Origin of the sequence: Pseudomonas sp. PIC25 (assembly GCF_002286785.1) — a bacterium.
GTDB lineage: Bacteria > Pseudomonadota > Gammaproteobacteria > Pseudomonadales > Pseudomonadaceae > Pseudomonas_M.
Genome location: NZ_MUJY01000191.1, coordinates 52220 through 67902 on the forward strand (window position 1 = coordinate 52220; position 15683 = coordinate 67902).

General features: G+C 63.9%; 15 protein-coding genes. 9 read left to right on the plus strand and 6 right to left on the minus strand.

All coding sequences use genetic code 11. From position 1 onward, the window contains the following. Positions 1–4 precede the first annotated feature (4 nt). Positions 5–2368 (plus strand): RND family transporter, encoded by a 2364-nt coding sequence (locus tag BZL41_RS27105; RefSeq protein WP_095602135.1) that lies wholly within the window; start codon positions 5–7, stop codon positions 2366–2368. A gap of 285 nt (positions 2369–2653) precedes the next feature. On the opposite strand, the gene BZL41_RS27110 is transcribed toward BZL41_RS27105, so the two are convergent. Together BZL41_RS27110 and BZL41_RS27115 are read right to left on the minus strand one after the other, a co-directional pair. Then, positions 2654–3652: an AraC family transcriptional regulator gene (locus BZL41_RS27110; protein ID WP_095602136.1), complete on the minus strand. Its 999-nt coding sequence runs from the start codon at positions 3650–3652 to the stop codon at positions 2654–2656. A gap of 100 nt (positions 3653–3752) precedes the next feature. Beyond that, positions 3753–5954 (minus strand): bifunctional diguanylate cyclase/phosphodiesterase, encoded by a 2202-nt coding sequence (locus BZL41_RS27115; protein ID WP_095602137.1) that lies wholly within the window; start codon positions 5952–5954, stop codon positions 3753–3755. 280 nt (positions 5955–6234) lie between these two features. Between BZL41_RS27115 and BZL41_RS27120 the strand changes: the two genes are divergently transcribed. Both BZL41_RS27120 and BZL41_RS27125 read left to right on the plus strand, forming a co-directional pair. Beyond that, on the plus strand, positions 6235–7065 hold the full coding sequence (locus BZL41_RS27120; RefSeq protein ID WP_095602138.1) for an amidohydrolase family protein: 831 nt from the start codon (positions 6235–6237) through the stop codon (positions 7063–7065). A 9-nt stretch (positions 7066–7074) separates the two neighbouring features. Beyond that, positions 7075–8256, plus strand: coding sequence for a CaiB/BaiF CoA-transferase family protein (locus BZL41_RS27125; protein ID WP_095602139.1), 1182 nt, complete (start codon positions 7075–7077; stop codon positions 8254–8256). Between the two features lie 6 nt (positions 8257–8262). On the opposite strand, the gene BZL41_RS27130 is transcribed toward BZL41_RS27125, so the two are convergent. The 4 genes from BZL41_RS27130 to BZL41_RS27145 all read right to left on the minus strand — a co-directional run bounded on the left by BZL41_RS27130 (position 8263) and on the right by BZL41_RS27145 (position 11008). Continuing rightward, positions 8263–8751: a SprT family zinc-dependent metalloprotease gene (locus BZL41_RS27130; RefSeq protein WP_095602140.1), complete on the minus strand. Its 489-nt coding sequence runs from the start codon at positions 8749–8751 to the stop codon at positions 8263–8265. A gap of 74 nt (positions 8752–8825) precedes the next feature. Continuing rightward, entirely contained in the window at positions 8826–9473 is a 648-nt protein-coding gene (locus BZL41_RS27135) for a Yip1 family protein (protein WP_095602141.1), read from the minus strand. A 172-nt stretch (positions 9474–9645) separates the two neighbouring features. Then, positions 9646–10245, minus strand: a complete 600-nt coding sequence (locus tag BZL41_RS27140; RefSeq protein WP_084337405.1) for a Yip1 family protein — start codon at positions 10243–10245, stop codon at positions 9646–9648. 166 nt (positions 10246–10411) lie between these two features. Continuing rightward, the gene (locus BZL41_RS27145; protein WP_095602142.1) at positions 10412–11008 is read right to left on the minus strand and encodes a DNA-J related domain-containing protein; all 597 of its coding nucleotides are present in this window, start codon (positions 11006–11008) and stop codon (positions 10412–10414) included. Between the two features lie 84 nt (positions 11009–11092). Between BZL41_RS27145 and BZL41_RS27150 the strand changes: the two genes are divergently transcribed. The 6 genes from BZL41_RS27150 (at position 11093) to BZL41_RS27175 (ending at position 15668) form a co-directional block, all read left to right on the plus strand. Continuing rightward, complete coding sequence (locus tag BZL41_RS27150; RefSeq protein WP_218224652.1) at positions 11093–11905, plus strand: DUF547 domain-containing protein; 813 nt, start codon at positions 11093–11095, stop codon at positions 11903–11905. An 85-nt stretch (positions 11906–11990) separates the two neighbouring features. Next, complete coding sequence (ttcA, locus tag BZL41_RS27155; protein ID WP_095602143.1) at positions 11991–12815, plus strand: tRNA 2-thiocytidine(32) synthetase TtcA; 825 nt, start codon at positions 11991–11993, stop codon at positions 12813–12815. Between the two features lie 50 nt (positions 12816–12865). Continuing rightward, positions 12866–13537: a DNA-3-methyladenine glycosylase I gene (locus BZL41_RS27160; protein WP_095602144.1), complete on the plus strand. Its 672-nt coding sequence runs from the start codon at positions 12866–12868 to the stop codon at positions 13535–13537. 58 nt (positions 13538–13595) lie between these two features. After that, on the plus strand, positions 13596–14363 hold the full coding sequence (locus BZL41_RS27165; RefSeq protein ID WP_095602145.1) for an NAD-dependent deacylase: 768 nt from the start codon (positions 13596–13598) through the stop codon (positions 14361–14363). A 67-nt stretch (positions 14364–14430) separates the two neighbouring features. Continuing rightward, entirely contained in the window at positions 14431–15027 is a 597-nt protein-coding gene (locus BZL41_RS27170) for a C40 family peptidase (RefSeq protein ID WP_095602146.1), read from the plus strand. A 119-nt stretch (positions 15028–15146) separates the two neighbouring features. Beyond that, entirely contained in the window at positions 15147–15668 is a 522-nt protein-coding gene (locus BZL41_RS27175; protein ID WP_095602147.1) for a C40 family peptidase, read from the plus strand. Positions 15669–15683 lie beyond the last annotated feature (15 nt).

Consider the following 15683-nt stretch of genomic DNA (forward strand, 5'->3'; position numbering starts at 1 on the left):
TTGCATGAGTAAGCATCAACAACAACCCGCGTCCCTTCTCGAGCGGCTGATCTTCAACAATCGCCCGGCCGTGATTCTGCTGTGCCTGCTGATCAGCATCTTCCTCTTCTATCAGGCTTCCCAGGTTCGCCCGGAAACCAGCTTCGAGAAGATGATCCCGCTGGGGCATCCCTACATCCAGAAGATGCTCGAGCATCGCAATGACCTGGCCAACCTCGGCAACACCGTGCGCATTTCGGTGGAAGCGGTGGAAGGCGACATCTTCACCAAGGAGTACATGGAAACCCTGCGTCAGGTGCATGACGAGGTGTTCTACGTGCCCGGTGTCGACCGCTCCGGCCTGAAATCCCTGTGGAGCCCCAGCGTGCGCTGGACCGAGGTGACGGAAGAAGGCTTCGCCGGCGGCGAGGTGATTCCCCAGACCTACGACGGTTCCCCCGAGAGCCTGGAAGCCCTGCGCGCCAACATCCTGAAATCGGGCCAGATCGGCCGCCTCGTGGCCAACAACTTCAAGTCGAGCATCGTCGATGTGCCGCTGCTGGAGTCCTATCCGGACCCGCAGGACCAGAGCAAGCTGCTCAAGCTGGACTACCAGAAGTTCTCCCACGAACTCGAGGAGAAGATCCGCGAGAAATATCAGGCGCAGAACCCGAAAGTGAAGATTCACATCATCGGCTTCGCCAAGAAGGTCGGTGACCTGATCGACGGCCTGATCGGCGTGGCGCTGTTCTTCGCCGTGGCCATCGGCATCACCTTCGTGCTGCTGCTGTGGTTCACCCGCTGCTTCAAGAGCACCCTGGCGGTGGTCTTCACCACCCTGATCGCGGTGGTCTGGCAGCTCGGCCTGCTGCACACCCTGGGCTTCGGGCTCGATCCGTATTCCATGCTGGTGCCGTTCCTGGTCTTCGCCATCGGCATTTCCCATGGCGTGCAGAAGATCAACGGCATCGCCATGGCCTCGGGCGAGGCGACCAATGCCCTGAGCGCCGCGCGCATGGCCTTCCGCCAGTTGTTCATTCCTGGCCTGGTGGCGCTGCTCTCCGACGCAGTGGGCTTTATCACCCTGCTGCTGATCGACATCGGCGTGATCCGCGAGCTGGCCATCGGTGCTTCCATCGGCGTGGCTGTGATCATCCTCACCAACCTGATCCTGCTGCCGGTCACCATCTCCTACATCGGCATCAGCAAGCGCGCGGTGCAGAAGAGCCGCGACGAGGCCGCCCGGGAGCAGCCGTTCTGGCGCCTGATCGCCAACTTCGCCCATCCGGTGGTGGCGCCGATCTCGGTGGTCATCGCCCTGCTGGCCTTTGGTGGCGGTATCTGGTACGGCCAGAACCTGAAGATCGGCGACCTCGACCAGGGCGCGCCGGAGCTGCATCCGGACTCGCGCTACAACCTGGACAACGATTTCGTCATCCGCAACTACTCGACCAGCTCTGATGTGCTGGTGGTGATGGTCAAGACCGGGCCGGAAGGCTGCTCGACCTACCAGACCCTGTCGGCCATGGATGAGCTGATGTGGAAGATGGAGAACACGGCCGGTGTGCAGTCGGCGATTTCCATGGTCACCGTCTCCAAGCAGGTGATCAAGGGCATGAACGAGGGCAACCTGAAGTGGGAAACCCTGTCGCGTAACCAGGATGTGCTGAACAACTCCATCGCCCGTGCCGAGGGGCTGTACAACACCGACTGCTCGCTGGCGCCGGTGCTGGTGTTCCTCAACGACCACAAGGCGGAGACCTTGGAGCACGTGGTCGCCGCGGCCAAGTCGTTCGCCGATGAACACAACAAGGACGACCTGCAGTTCCTCCTGGCGGCCGGCAACGCCGGTATCGAGGCAGCCACCAACGAAGTGATCGCGGCCTCCGAGACCACCATGCTGATCGCGGTCTACGCGGCGGTGATCTTCATGTGCCTGCTGACCTTCCGCTCGGTGGCGGCGACCCTCTGCGTGATCCTGCCGCTGGTGCTGACCTCGGTGCTGGGTAACGCGCTGATGGCTTACTTGGGCATTGGCGTGAAGGTCGCCACCCTGCCGGTGATCGCCCTCGGCGTGGGGATCGGTGTGGACTACGGCATCTATATCTACAGCCGTCTGGAAACCTACCTGCGCCAGGGCATGCCCTTGCAGGAGGCGTACTACGAGACCCTCAAGTCCACCGGCAAGGCAGTGCTGTTCACCGGCGTCTGCCTGGCGATCGGCGTGGCCACCTGGATCTTCTCGGCGATCAAGTTCCAGGCGGACATGGGCCTGATGCTGACCTTCATGTTCCTCTGGAACATGGTGGGCGCGATCTGGCTGCTCCCGGCCTTGGCACGCTTCATGATCAAGCCGGAGAAGCTGCGTCAGGCAGCGGCTGCGGCTTGATCCGGAGAGTGAGAGAAAACCGCGGCTTCGGCCGCGGTTTTTGTTTGTGAGGCGACCTGTCGTGCGTGTAGGAGCGTTCGCCAGCAGAGCTGGCTCCTACGAAAAGCAGCCTGGTGTGGGTGCTTAGTTTGTAGGAGCGAATTCATTCGCGATGGGCGAACACCATGCTTCGCCAATCGCGAATGAACTCACACACGGAAGGTTCGGAGGCTTTGTAGGAGCGAGCTTTGCTCGCGAATGGGGCCACGCAGCAGCCGCGCCGGCAGAACGGGAGCGGTTTGCCGCTCAGCTCTCCTGGCTGCGGTAGGCGCCCGGTGTCAGGCCGGTCCATTTCTTGAAGGCGCGGTGGAAGGCCGAGGGTTCGGAAAAGCCAAGCTGTTCGGCGATGTCCTGGATCGACAGCTCGTCGCGTCCGAGGTGGTAGATTGCCAGGTCGCGGCGCAGATGGTCCTTCAACTCTTGGAAGCTGGAGCCTTCCTCGCGCAGGTGGCGGCGCAGGGTCTGTGGGCTCATATGCAGCTGCTGCGCCACGCTTTCCAGGTCTGGCCAGCGGATGCAGTCGCGGCCGAGCAGGCGGCGGATCTGGCTGGTCAGGCTGTCGCCGCTGTCCGGGCGGGCCAGCAGGTCGGCTGGCGAATATTCGAGGAAGTGTTTAAGCGTGCGCTCGTCCTGCAGCAACGGCATGGCCAGGTAGCGGGCCTGGAACAGCAGGCTGGTGGCGCCGGCATCGAAGCGTCGGCGGCAGGGGAAGAGCAGATCGTATTCGGCGGCATGGGCCGGTTCGGCATAGGTGAAGGTGGCTTCCTCGAGGCGGATGCGCTGACCGATCAACCAACTACCGAGGCGGTGCCAGATCACCAGCAGGCTTTCCACCAGGAAATGATCCGGGTCCCACAGGTGGACATCGCCGACCGTCAGGCGTGCCCATTCGCCTTCCCGTTGCAGGCGAATGGCCGGCGCCTCGGGGAACAGGCCGTAGAACAGCGTGCCGCGACTCAGCGCCTTTTCCAGGGTACGGCAGTGGATGATGGCGTGGCACATCATGGCGAAGGTGCCGCGCTTGCTGCGCTGATGGCAGAAACCGAGGTATTCGTCGTCGAGGAATTCCCAGAGCAACTGAATCAGCCTGGCGAACTGCTCCGGCGCCACCCGTGCGCGAGACTCTTCCAGCACGGCCGGCTGGATACCGGCCCGGCGCAGCAGCGGGACGCAGTCGTGGCCTTGGCGTTCGGCACCCCGCAGGGCTGCACGGACGAAATGGCTGGCGATGGTGCGTTCGCGCATGGCGACTCTCGGGAAGGGAGGAAGCCCGATGGTAGGAGGCACGGCCAGCCCAGGACAAGGCGGATTCGCGCCCAACGACAGGGGAGAAGCGCCAGGCGGGTCAGCGGGTGGGCAATTCGGCGATGAAATCGGGCAACTGCTCGGCGCTCATGGGGCGGGCGAACAGATAGCCCTGGGCCTGCCGGCAGCCCAGTTCGCACAGCTTATCCGCGGTCTCCCGGTCTTCCACGCCTTCGGCAATGGTCTTCAGGCCCAGGGAGGCGGCCATGTTGAGAATGGCGCTGACCAGTGCCCCGGCGTCGGCGGTCACGGTCAGGTCGCGAATGAACGACTGGTCGATCTTCAATTTGTCGACCGCCAGGTGGCGCAGGTACGACAGGCTGGAAAAACCGGTACCGAAGTCATCGATGGACAGCCGTACCCCCAGCGCCTTGAGACGGCGGACGGTGGCCTGCACCTGCTCGGTGTCCTCGATCAGGCTGGATTCGGTCAGCTCCAGTTCCAGCGCGGAAGCGGGCAGGCCGGTGGCGGCCAGGGCGGAGAGCACGCTGTCTTCCACCTTGCCGTCGTGTAGCTGGATTGCCGACAGGTTGACCGCCACCCGGGGGATCGGCAGCCCGCTCTGGCGCCACTGCACGGCCTGGCGGCAGGCCTGGTGGATGATCCAGTCGCCGATGGGAATGATCAGCCCGCTTTCTTCCGCGGCAGCGATGAAGCGCCCGGGCATCAACAGGCCCAACTGCGGGTGTTGCCAGCGCACTAGGGCTTCGGCGCCAACGATCGCGCCGCTGTCGAGGTCGAACTGCAATTGGTAATGGAGCTGCAACTGGTCTTCGTCCAAGGCGCGCCGCAGGCCGTTGAGCAGGTTCAGGCGTTCGCTCATTTCGGTGTTCATCGCGGCGTCGTAGAAGCACCAGGGCTGCCGGTTGCTGCGCTTGGCCTGGTACATGGCGGTTTCGGCGTTGCGCAGCAGGGTCTGGAAGTCGAGTCCGTCGTGCGGCGACAGCGCCACGCCGATGGAGGCGGAAACCTCGAGGCTCTGGCCGAACAGCGGGAAAGGCGCTTTCAGGTGTTGGATGATCCGCTCCGGCACCGCCGCGGCGGATTCCGCGTCGGCGAGATCGGTGAGCAGGATGGCGAACTCGTCGCCACCGGGGCGGCAGACGGTGTCGGCATCGGTCACGCAGTCGCGCAGGCGCTCGGCGATGGCGCGCAACAATCCGTCGCCGTGGGCATGGCCGAGGGAGTCGTTGATCAGCTTGAAGCCGTCGATGTCCATGCACAGCAGGGCGACCTGACTGTGATTGCGCTGGGCGGCAGCCAGCGCCTGTTCGGCGCGGTCCTGCAGCAGCGTCAGGTTGGGCAGGCCGGTCAATCCGTCGTAGAACGCCAGGCGGTCGGCGCGTTGTTCGGCGGCATCGCGCTGGGCGATGGCGACGCTCAGACGCTCATAGGGCTCGCGCACGCTGGAGACGAACACCACCCGGTAGATGAAGCAGTAGCCGATGATTTTGTAGAGGTGACCGAGCAGGGCGAAGATGTCGTTGACGTTGTTATAAGCGGTGAAGCACAGCTCGGACAGGATCGCGATCAGCGTCGCGGCGAGCATGCCGCCGGCGTCGTATGGCGGATTCTCCGCGCGGGCTTGGGAAAAGCGCAGGGCGGCGACCACCAGCAGCGCGACGATCAGCCACTCGATGGCGATCTTCAGTGGCGTCAGGCCCTTGCCCTCAATGAAGGTGCGCGGCCAGATGTCCGGGTAGCGGAGCTGCAGGTAACTCAGCGCGGCGACCAGCACCAGCGTGACGCAGAGCAGGGCATAACGGCGGCGGGCGGACACCAGCGGGCGCCAGGAACGGAAGGCGATGGTCAGCAGCGTGAGGGCCGCGATCAGCCGGGCCGCCAGCCAGAAATAGATGGCTTTTTCCGGCGAGGCAGGCGTGACGAAATCGGGCATGCCCTTGTAGGACAACGCATGGGCGAAATCCAGCAGACCGACGGCGAGGAAGCCGCAGGCCAGCACGACGAGGTTGGCCGGGCGTTCCGGCCGGTAGGCGTGCCAGGTCACGGCGAAGACCAGGATCGCGACGGCGACGGCGCTGGACTCGATGAAGATGTGCAACGAAACCGGGAACCACTGATCGCTCAGACGCAGCCCGTAGGCGGTCGGCAGCGTCCACACGGCGAGCAACAGCAGCGCCAACATGGCCAGCAGCAAGAAGGTCATGCGCTGCGACAGCGAGCTGCTCGCGACAGACGAGGCCGGTGTGGCGGGTGATGGCTGCGGCGTGGTGTCGGACATCGCGAAAACTGCATGGGTGGGGCGGCCGTTCCGGAGCCGCCGGGCTTCGAGGACTTTACCTGTCTTTGCTGTCACATTGCCACATGCTCATTGGGGACTTTTCAGCGACGGTATTTTGTGCTCGAGCGGTACGTGTCTGGTCGAAAGCGTCAATCGTGCTGAGCGCTTGCGTCATTGAGCGGCCTGAGCCGCGGCGCCTAACCTGCCTATCCATCCGCACCGCAAGGCTGTAGGGGCAACTTCTCGCCCAGCGGACATCACGACTGAAAGGAGAACGATCATGTCGCTTCGGAGCGGTGCCATCGACGCCTGGGCCCAGCCGGCCATGGGCAACCTGCGCGAACGGATGCCCGAGGTGGTGCGGCTGTTCGATAAATCCGGCTCCGCCGACCTGCTCGAGCGGCGTCTCGACCCGGCGCAGACCGTTGCCGAAATGGACAAGGCCGATGTCGACACACTGATGCTTGCCGCTTGGTGCCGTCCCGAGGGCTGGGTGATCGACAATGACCAGATCGCCGCATTCACCCGCGCCTTCCCGGAGCGCTTCGTCGGCGTCGCCGCCGTCGACTTGGGCAAGCCCATGGCCGCAGTGCGCGAGCTGGAGCGGGCGGTGACCGAGCTGGGCTGCAAGGCGCTGCGGGTGGTGCCCTGGCTGTGGAAGCTGCCGCCGGACGACCGGCTCTATTATCCGCTCTACGTGAAGTGCATCGAACTGGACATTCCGTTCTGCACCCAGGTCGGTCACACCGGGCCGCTGATGCCCTCCGAGACCGGCCGGCCGGTGCCCTACCTGGATCGCGTCGCACTGGATTTCCCCGAGCTGCGCATCGTCGCCGGCCACATCGGCCACCCCTGGACCGACGAAATGATCGGCGTGGCCTGGAAGCATGACAACGTGTTCATCGATACCTCCGCATACTTGCCTCGCTATTATCCGCCGCAGCTGCTGCACTTCATGCGGAGCTACGGGCAGGACAAGGTCCTGTTCGGCAGCAACTTCCCGCAGTTGTCGCTGAGCCGCTGCATGGAGCAAGTGAAGGGCTTGGACCTTCCCGCTGAAGTGGAGGCGAAGTTTCTGCACGGCAACGCCAGGCGTGTATTCAAACTCTGAGGAGTGCTCATGAAAGGCCCGTTGTCCTCCCTCAAGATTCTCGACTTCTCCACCCTGTTGCCAGGGCCATTTGCCTCGCTGCTGCTGGCCGACATGGGCGCCGACGTGCTGCGGGTCGAGTCGCCTGGGCGCTTGGACCTGGTGCGCCTGCTGCCGCCCCATGACGGCGATACCTCGGCCAGCCACGCCTATCTCAATCGCAACAAGCGCTGCATTGCTCTGGATCTGAAGAAGCCGGAGGCGGTGGAGGTGGTGAAGCAACTGGTGGGCGAATACGACATCGTGCTCGAACAGTTCCGACCCGGTGTGATGGACAAGCTTGGCGTCGGTTACGAGGCCCTGAAGGCGGTGAATCCCCGGCTGATCTACGTGTCGATCAGCGGTTACGGCCAAACCGGCCCCTACAAGGATCGCGCCGGGCACGACATCAACTACCTGGCCCTGGCCGGTGTCGCCAGCTACACCGGCCGGCGCGACACCGGCCCGTTGCCGCTGGGTGTGCAACTGGCGGATATCGCCGGCGGCTCGTTGCACGGCGTCATGGGGCTGCTGGCCGCAGTGATCCACCGCCAGCAGACGGGGGAGGGCCAGCAGGTGGATGTCAGCATGACCGACTGCGTCTTCAGCCTGAACGGCATGGCCGGTGCCGGCTACCTGGCCTGTGGCGTGGAGCCGGACATGGAAAGCCAGGCGCTGAATGGCGGCAGCTTCTACGACTATTACCGGACTCGTGACGGCCGCTGGTTTTCGGTGGGCAGCCTGGAGCCGCAGTTCATGATGCAGTTTTGCCAAGCCATCGGCCGCCCGGAGCTGGCTTCCCGTGGCCTGTCGCCGAGCGCGGAGGAACAACACCTGCTCAAGCGGGAGATCGCCATCGAGCTGGAAAAGCGCGACTTCGCCGACTGGTGCGAGCGTTTCGCCGCGGTGGATGCCTGCGTCGAGCCGATGCTGAGCCTGTCCGAGGCTGTGGAGCATCCCCAGTTGCAGGCGCGCGGACTGGTGGTGGACGTGCCGCGCGACGGGGCGGCGCCGCAGCGGCAGATGGCCTGTCCGATCAAATTCTCCGCCGGGTTGCCGGAGCCCCGTCACATCGGCATGCCCGTGGGCGCGCATACCGAAGAGGTGCTGGCCGGCCTCGGTTATGCGGAAACACGCATCGCAGAACTCAAGGCTGCCGGGGTGATCGCCTGAGGAGACTCACTCTCGGCTTTGCTGGCCGGTGAAGACCAGGGTCGCCTTGCAGCGCCGGCAATAGTAGCGGCGGCCCTTACCGACCAGGGCATGGCGTTGGGCGGAGAAGGGGAAATCCTGGCACTGGCAACGGTACAGATAGCGGGTCACGCTGCGGCGCCTGATCGCATAGTTGTGGCAGCGGTTCGGCGGCAATTCGTAGACGCCGCGCATGATCAACTGCCATTCCTCGCCATGCGGCTTGATCCGTGGGCCGAACAGATGGTGCGCGATCAGGTGGGCCACCTCGTGGGCGACGGTCTGGCGCAGGAAGTCCTCGCTGTTCTCGCGATAGAGCTGCAGGTTGAAACGCAGCAGGTTCTCGTCCAGATGGGCGACGCCGGCTTTCTGCCCCCGTAGCTTGAGGCTGACCCGGGGGCGCGGAAAGCTGCGCTTGAAGAAGGCTTCGGCCTGCTGATAGCAGGCCTCGACGCGGGCATTGAGCAGTTCGGGCATGAAACGGGGCACTCCAGAGCCCCGTGATTATGCCGCAAACCCTGTTCTCGCCGAACCGCTTGCCTGCCGAGCGGTTACTGCGGGCGTTCGTCCTGGGTCGGATAGGCCTGGTCTTGGATCGTCGGCCGTTCGTAGTCGGGCAGCAGGACGTATTGCCAGTGCAGGATCATGCTGACCAGGATGGTCACCAGGACCAGCAGGCCGACGCCCCAGATCGAGCTGGCATAGGGGAACGCCTGCTCGTTGCCGATGCGCATGAAACGCGGCAAGCCGACATACAACAGGAAGGTGGCGTAGCCCGACGCCAGCAGCAATACGGCCAGCGCCAGCCAGCGGCTGGGGTAGAGAGCGGCCAGGCCGGCAATGAAATAGGGCGTGGCGATGTAGGCCATGAAGCCGACGCACTGGTTGAACGTAGGGCGGGAGTCGAAGGTGCGCGACATCCAGCGGATGAACCAGCCCATCAGCAGCGTGCCAAGCATGATGGTGAGATAGAGCAGGGCGCTGAGCTGGAATGCGCTCATCGTTGTCAGCATCACCCGCTCGTCCTCCACCAGGCTCCAGCCCACCCGGGTGGTACCGATGAACAGGCTGATTGCGGGAATCAGCGCGAGCAGCAGCAGGTGCGGCAGGTAGTGGAAACTGTTGCGGTCTTCGTCCTGGCGGATTTCTTCCCAGGCGTGTTCGGGATGGGTCATCAGCTCCAGAAAGTGCGGAATCATGCGAGGCCTCCTCCGTTCCTTTGCGACCCGCCTCCGGCACTGCCGGAAACGGGCTGGTTAAAGGGTTAGACGGCCAGGCGGGGCAGGGTTTCAATTTTTCCCGGTGCGGGATTGCGTTCCGGCAAAAAAGAGGCCGCCCTGTGGCGGCCTCGTCGAAAAGAGAAAACGTGGTTCAACTGGTATAGACAGGCCCCATGCCCATACCCCAAAGAATCACCGAGATCGCAATCATCGCCACCAGCACTACCAACCCCACTGCCAGCACCGAACTGGAGAACAGGAAGCCCTCGTCCTCGGGGATATTCATGAAGGTCGGGATGCCTACATAGAGCAGGTACACCGTGTAGCAGATTGCCGCGGTCCCTACCAGCATCGCCAGCCAGAGGTTGGGATACAGCGCCGCGAGACCGCCGATGAACAGCGGAGTGGCGGTATAGGCCGCGAAGACCACACACTGCGCCAGGCTCGGGCTGGCATCGTAGGTACGGGCCATCCACTTAATGAATGCCCCCATGACCGCAACGCCGGCCAGCATCGCCAGGTAGGACATGATGGTCATTTGCAGCGCACTGGCCTCCGTGAGCTTCACGGGTGTGCTGCTGCCGTGGGCCCAGCCGACCTGCGTGGTACCGATATAAGCAGAAATGACCGGGATGGCCGCAAGGATCAGGACGTGGGTCAGGTACATGTGGCTGATGGTTTCTTCCTCGCCACGGATTTCCTGCCATTCCTGGTCGGGATGGGTGAAAAGCCCCCAAACGTGATGGATCATGCCAACACCTCCTCTTGTTATAACGATCGCCCCCCAGCGATGCGCCCGGCGCGCATGCACAGCGCCACCGGGTGCGAGGCCGAACCTATGCGACCGTATGTCGCAGTATAGGCATGGGCTGGAGCCCGCGCAGCGCGCGGCTTTAGAGCGAATTCGTCTCTGAGGTTCAGGTGTAATAGCGTTGCAGTATTTCCATCGCCCGGTTGATCGACTGCAGGCGCGATGTGCTGCCGCCGCGATCCGGGTGGTGCAGGCTGACCAACTGGCGATAGCGCAGCTTGATGGTGGCGAGATTGACGGGTTCGTCCAGCCGGTCCAGTTCGAACAGTTCCAGCGCGGCACGCTTCTCGTCGCCGCCCTGCATGCGTGTCCAGAAACTGGCCAGCAGTTTCTCGACGTCCTGCTCGGTGGTTTCGCGCAGATGGCGCATGTCCAGGTAGTACTCGCGCAACGGGTCCTGCTCGCTCAGCTCCGCCGTACCGCTCCGGTAGGGATGGAGCTGGATGTGCAGCGGGCTGATCTCCAGATGGGCAGAGCCTTCTTCCCAGAGCCGGTCGCGCAGCCGGTAGAGGGCATTGAACAGCAGGAAATGGGTGCGGAACAGCACCAGCCGGTCGGTCAGTGACAGGTGTGGGATATGCGTCGATCGACGCGCCTTGAGCTGCTGGATCAACTGGTATTCGCTGCAACCATCGTTCGCTTCGCGTAGCAGAGAAAACAACTGGTCGGCGAGATCGAGGGTGGGATCGAGATCTGAAGCCATGGGACGAGCCTATCACGCTTCCGGAGTCGGCGATGAACTTGAGCGGCTCGCTCCGGTCCCAGGTGCGTCGAACGGAGGATGTACATGACCCTGCTACGCTGGATGAGCGCCGCTTTGCTGATATTCGCCGCTGCGCGGGTGGCCTTTGCCACGCCCGCCATGGAACCCTGGGAGGTCTGGCATCGCAGCGACGAGACGCGGGCGGCGAGCATCGACCACAGTGCCTGGCAGGAACTGCTGACGCTTTACCTGGACGACCGCCATCCCAGCGGTATCGCCCGCTTCGACTATGCCCGGGTGGATCCTGATCATGTCCGTCTGCTGGACATCTACCTCGAGCAGCTCGCGGCGCTCGATCCGCGCCAGTTCACCCGCGACGAGCAGCGCGCCTACTGGATCAACCTCTACAACGCACTGACCGTGCGCCTGATACTGCAGCATTATCCGGTCCGTTCGGTCATCCGCCTGGGCGGTTGGTACCGGCTCGGGCCTTGGGACCTGGAATTGGTGGAGGTCGCTGGCCACAGGCTCAGCCTCAACGACATCGAACACCGTATCCTGCGACCGTTCTGGCGAGACCCCCGGCTGCACTACGCGCTCAACAACGGCAGCCTGGGCAGTCCGAACCTGGCCGCCGAAGCGTTTACCGCGCAGAACAGCGAGCGTTTGCTCGACCAGGGCGCACGGGGCTACATCAACCATCCGCGTGGCGTCGATTTCGAGAAGGGCCAACTGGTGCTCTCGAAGCTCTACGACTGGTTTCCCGCCGATTTCGGCGGCGAAGCCGGCTTGCTCCAGCACCTGGCGGCCTATGCGGAGCCCGAGCTTGCAAGGCGCCTGGCGAGTTTCGAGGGCGGCGTTCGCTATCGCTTCGACTGGGATCTCAACGAACCCTGAGCGCTCCTGATCGGCGGGTTGGGGCTGGCGGCGCTTTCCGCGTAAAATGCCGGCCTTTCGCAACTCCCCCGGATTCCAGAGCACCATGGGCACCCTTTCGGTCAACCAGAACAAACTGCAGAAACGCCTGCGCCGCCTCGCCGGCGAAGCCATCGCCGACTTCAACATGATCGAGGATGGCGACAAGGTCATGGTCTGCCTGTCCGGCGGCAAGGACAGCTACACCATGCTCGACGTGCTGCTTTATCTGCAGAAGGTCGCGCCGATCAAGTTCGAGATCGTCGCGGTGAACATGGACCAGAAGCAGCCCGGCTTCCCCGAGCACGTGTTGCCGGAATACCTGAAATCCCTCGGGGTGGAATACCACATCATCGAGAAGGACACTTACTCGGTGGTGAAGGAAAAGATTCCCGAGGGCAAGACCACCTGCTCGCTGTGCTCGCGCCTGCGTCGTGGCACGCTCTACACCTTCGCCGACGAGATCGGCGCGACCAAGATGGCCCTGGGGCATCACCGCGACGACATTCTCGAAACCTTCTTCCTCAACATGTTCTATGGCGGCACCCTCAAGGCTATGCCGCCCAAGCTGCTTTCCGACGACGGCCGCAACGTGGTGATCCGTCCGCTGGCCTACTGCAACGAAGCGGACATCGAGGCCTATGCGCGGATGAAGGAATTCCCGATCATTCCGTGCAACCTGTGCGGTTCGCAGGAGAACCTGCAGCGCAAGGTGGTCAAGGAAATGCTCCAGGAATGGGAACGCAAGTCGCCGGGGCGCACCGAGATCATGTTCCGGGCCTTGCAGAACGTGGTGCCGTCGCAACTGGCCGACCGCAACCTGTTCGACTTCGCCAGCTTGCGTATCGATGACAGCGCCACGCCGCGTTTTCTCGATGTGATGAGCCTGTAACCCCAGCAGCGAGCTGCAATCCGCCAGCGACGAGCAAGGAGCGAAAGCGCGTGCGTGACTACACCTGGTTGTACGAGTTCTGCCTGAACCGCTTCGGCTCCCGCGAAGCCCTGGAAGCGCGCCTGCCGGTGCCCAGGAGCGACGCGGAGCTGCGTGACTTGGGCGACGACCGCTACCTGTCGACGATCAGCCTGCGCATCTTCCGGGCCGGCCTCAAGCACAGCCTGGTGGACGCCAAGTGGCCGGCGTTCGAAGAGGTCTTCTTCGGCTTCGATCCGGAAAAGGTTGCGCTGATGAGCGCCGAGCACCTGGAGCGGCTGATGCAGGACGAGCGGCTGATCCGCCACCTGGGCAAGCTCAAGAGCGTGCCGCGTAATGCCCAGATGGTGCTCGACGTGGCACGGGAAAAGGGCCGTTTCGGGGCGCTGATCGCCGACTGGCCGGTGACCGATATCGTCGGTCTGTGGAAATACCTGGCCAAGCACGGTAACCAGCTCGGCGGAATGTCGGCGCCGCGTTTCCTGCGCATGGTCGGCAAGGATACCTTCATCCCCACCGACGACATGGTGGCGGCGCTCAAGGCCCAGGACATCGTCGACAAGACGCCGACCAGCCAGAAGGATCTCGCCATCGTTCAAGAGGCCTTCAACCGCTGGCATGCCGAGAGCGGTCGTCCGTTGTGCCAGTTGTCGGTCATGCTGGCGCACACCGTGAATCATTGAAACCCACCAGGGTCCACTGCGCACTGGCGGGACAGGCAGGTAATCGCAGGAGATCGGCTTGGAACACGACATCATCCGCGTCGCTGAAGCCTTGAAGCAGGCGGAGCGCATCCTGGTCATCACCGGAGCGGGGGTGTCCGCCGACTCCGGCCTGCCTACCTACCGTGGCCTGGGCGGCCTCTACAACGGCAGCACGGAAGAGGGGCTGCCCATCGAGGCGGCGCTGTCCGGGCCGATGCTGCGCCGCGATCCGGGGCTCTGCTGGAAATACCTCGCCGAACTGGGCAAGGCCTGCCTGGGCGCGCGTCCCAACGCCGGCCACGAGGCCATTGCCGAACTGCAGCGGCGCAAGCCCGGTTGTTGGGTACTGACCCAGAATATCGACGGCTATCATCGGGCCGCCGGCAGCCCGCCGGAGCGCCTGATCGAGATCCATGGCGAGCTGGCGCCCCTTTTCTGCCAGTCCTGCGGGGCGGAGAGCCCCGAGCTGGAAGAGCACCTGCTACGCCCGCTGCCGCCCTTGTGCGGGCAGTGTGGCGGCATTCTCCGGCCGCCGGTGGTGCTGTTCGAGGAGATGCTGCCCGAGCGAGCCATCGAAACGCTCTATACCGAACTGCGCAGGGGGTTCGACGCCGTTCTGGCGGTCGGTACCACGGCGAGCTTCCCGTATATCGTCGAGCCGGTGCTGCACACACGGGCGGCTGGCGGCTTCACCGTGGAAATCAACCCGGGCTTCACGGACCTGAGCACGACCGTGGATATCCGGTTGGCGGGGAGGGCCTTAGATGTTTTGCCGAGAATACTGAGTCACATTCCTCCCAACTAAATTTGCATATTGAGGAACGAAAAGGCATATTCGCGCCTTCTTCAGAATTCCCGACACGGTCGTGCCCATGCTCAAGCGCTTCGCACCCCTCGTGCCTGTTGCCTTCGCCCTGCTGCTGACCGCCTGCGCCGGCTATGCGCCGCAGCCCCAGGCCACTGTCGCTCTGCCCCTTCCGGCGGCCGACGAACCCACCGCCGCCCAGCTGGCGGACCTGACCGACGACCAATCCTACGAGCTGCCCAGCCTGGCGGACAGCATCCGCGAGCGTGGCCTCGAACTGGTCGGTACGCCGTACCGCTTCGGTGGCCGGTCGGAGAAGACCGGGTTCGATTGCAGCGGTTTCGTCGGCTACCTGTTCCGCGAGGAGGCTGGCATCCTGCTGCCGCGCTCCACACGCGAAATGATCAACCTGAAGGCGCCGCTGGTTTCCCGCGACGAGCTGGAGCCGGGCGACATCCTGTTCTTCAACGACCGCGGACGTGGCCGGGTCAGTCACGCTGCCATTTATATCGGCGACGACCAGTTCGTCCATTCCTCCAGTCGCCGCAGCGGCGGCGTGCGGGTGGACAGCCTGGATGACCGCTACTGGAGCGCCAGCTACATGGAAGCCAAGCGCATCCTGGCGCACGCTCCCACCGAGCACAATCCGCTGCACCGTCGCTGACCATGCCCCACGTTCCGCCATGCCGTGACGGAGCGTCGCCAGTCCCAACGCGGCACAGGGCTTGCGCCAGAGCCTCGCAGCCGGCAGAGTAGGGCGCATTCTGCAACGGAACGCCGCCCATGCCTGCAACGGCTCGCCTTCTGCTTCTCGTTCTCGCTGCGCTGCTCACTGCCTGCGCTGGCCACGCTCCCCCTCCTGGTCCCATCATCACTACCCCCAGCGCGAGCTACCCGCCGGTCGCCGACGATGTGCTGATCCGCGCCATCGGGTTGGTCGGCACTCCTTATCGCTATGGCGGCAACACGCCGGACTCCGGTTTCGATTGCAGCGGCCTGATCGGCTACGTCTACCGGGATGCCGCCGGCATCAGCCTGCCGCGCTCGACCCGCGAGTTGCTGGCCATGCGCGTGCCCAATGTCAGCGTCGGGGCCTTGCAGCCCGGCGACCTGGTGTTTTTTTCCACCCAAGGGGGCGGCAAGGTCAGCCATGCCGGCATCTATGTCGGCGAGGGCCGCTTCGTCCATGCCCCGTCTAGCGGTGGAACCGTGCGTCTGGACAGCCTGTCCACAGCCTATTGGCAAAAAAGCTACCTGAACGCCAAGCGCGTGCTGGACAGCGGCCACCTCGCCCGGAATCCATGATTCCGTTCGGTTCAC

Bases quoted from the DNA above. Each gene is read 5' to 3' on its own strand.
- BZL41_RS27105 (WP_095602135.1), top strand. From the start codon at position 5: ATGAGTAAGCATCAACAACAACCCGCGTCCCTTCTCGAGCGGCTGATC.
- BZL41_RS27110 (WP_095602136.1), bottom strand. From the start codon at position 3,652: ATGCGCGAACGCACCATCGCCAGCCATTTCGTCCGTGCAGCCCTGCGG.
- BZL41_RS27115 (WP_095602137.1), bottom strand. From the start codon at position 5,954: ATGTCCGACACCACGCCGCAGCCATCACCCGCCACACCGGCCTCGTCT.
- BZL41_RS27120 (WP_095602138.1), top strand. From the start codon at position 6,235: ATGTCGCTTCGGAGCGGTGCCATCGACGCCTGGGCCCAGCCGGCCATG.
- BZL41_RS27125 (WP_095602139.1), top strand. From the start codon at position 7,075: ATGAAAGGCCCGTTGTCCTCCCTCAAGATTCTCGACTTCTCCACCCTG.
- BZL41_RS27130 (WP_095602140.1), bottom strand. From the start codon at position 8,751: ATGCCCGAACTGCTCAATGCCCGCGTCGAGGCCTGCTATCAGCAGGCC.
- BZL41_RS27135 (WP_095602141.1), bottom strand. From the start codon at position 9,473: ATGATTCCGCACTTTCTGGAGCTGATGACCCATCCCGAACACGCCTGG.
- BZL41_RS27140 (WP_084337405.1), bottom strand. From the start codon at position 10,245: ATGATCCATCACGTTTGGGGGCTTTTCACCCATCCCGACCAGGAATGG.
- BZL41_RS27145 (WP_095602142.1), bottom strand. From the start codon at position 11,008: ATGGCTTCAGATCTCGATCCCACCCTCGATCTCGCCGACCAGTTGTTT.
- BZL41_RS27150 (WP_218224652.1), top strand. From the start codon at position 11,093: ATGACCCTGCTACGCTGGATGAGCGCCGCTTTGCTGATATTCGCCGCT.
- ttcA (WP_095602143.1), top strand. From the start codon at position 11,991: ATGGGCACCCTTTCGGTCAACCAGAACAAACTGCAGAAACGCCTGCGC.
- BZL41_RS27170 (WP_095602146.1), top strand. From the start codon at position 14,431: ATGCTCAAGCGCTTCGCACCCCTCGTGCCTGTTGCCTTCGCCCTGCTG.
- BZL41_RS27175 (WP_095602147.1), top strand. From the start codon at position 15,147: ATGCCTGCAACGGCTCGCCTTCTGCTTCTCGTTCTCGCTGCGCTGCTC.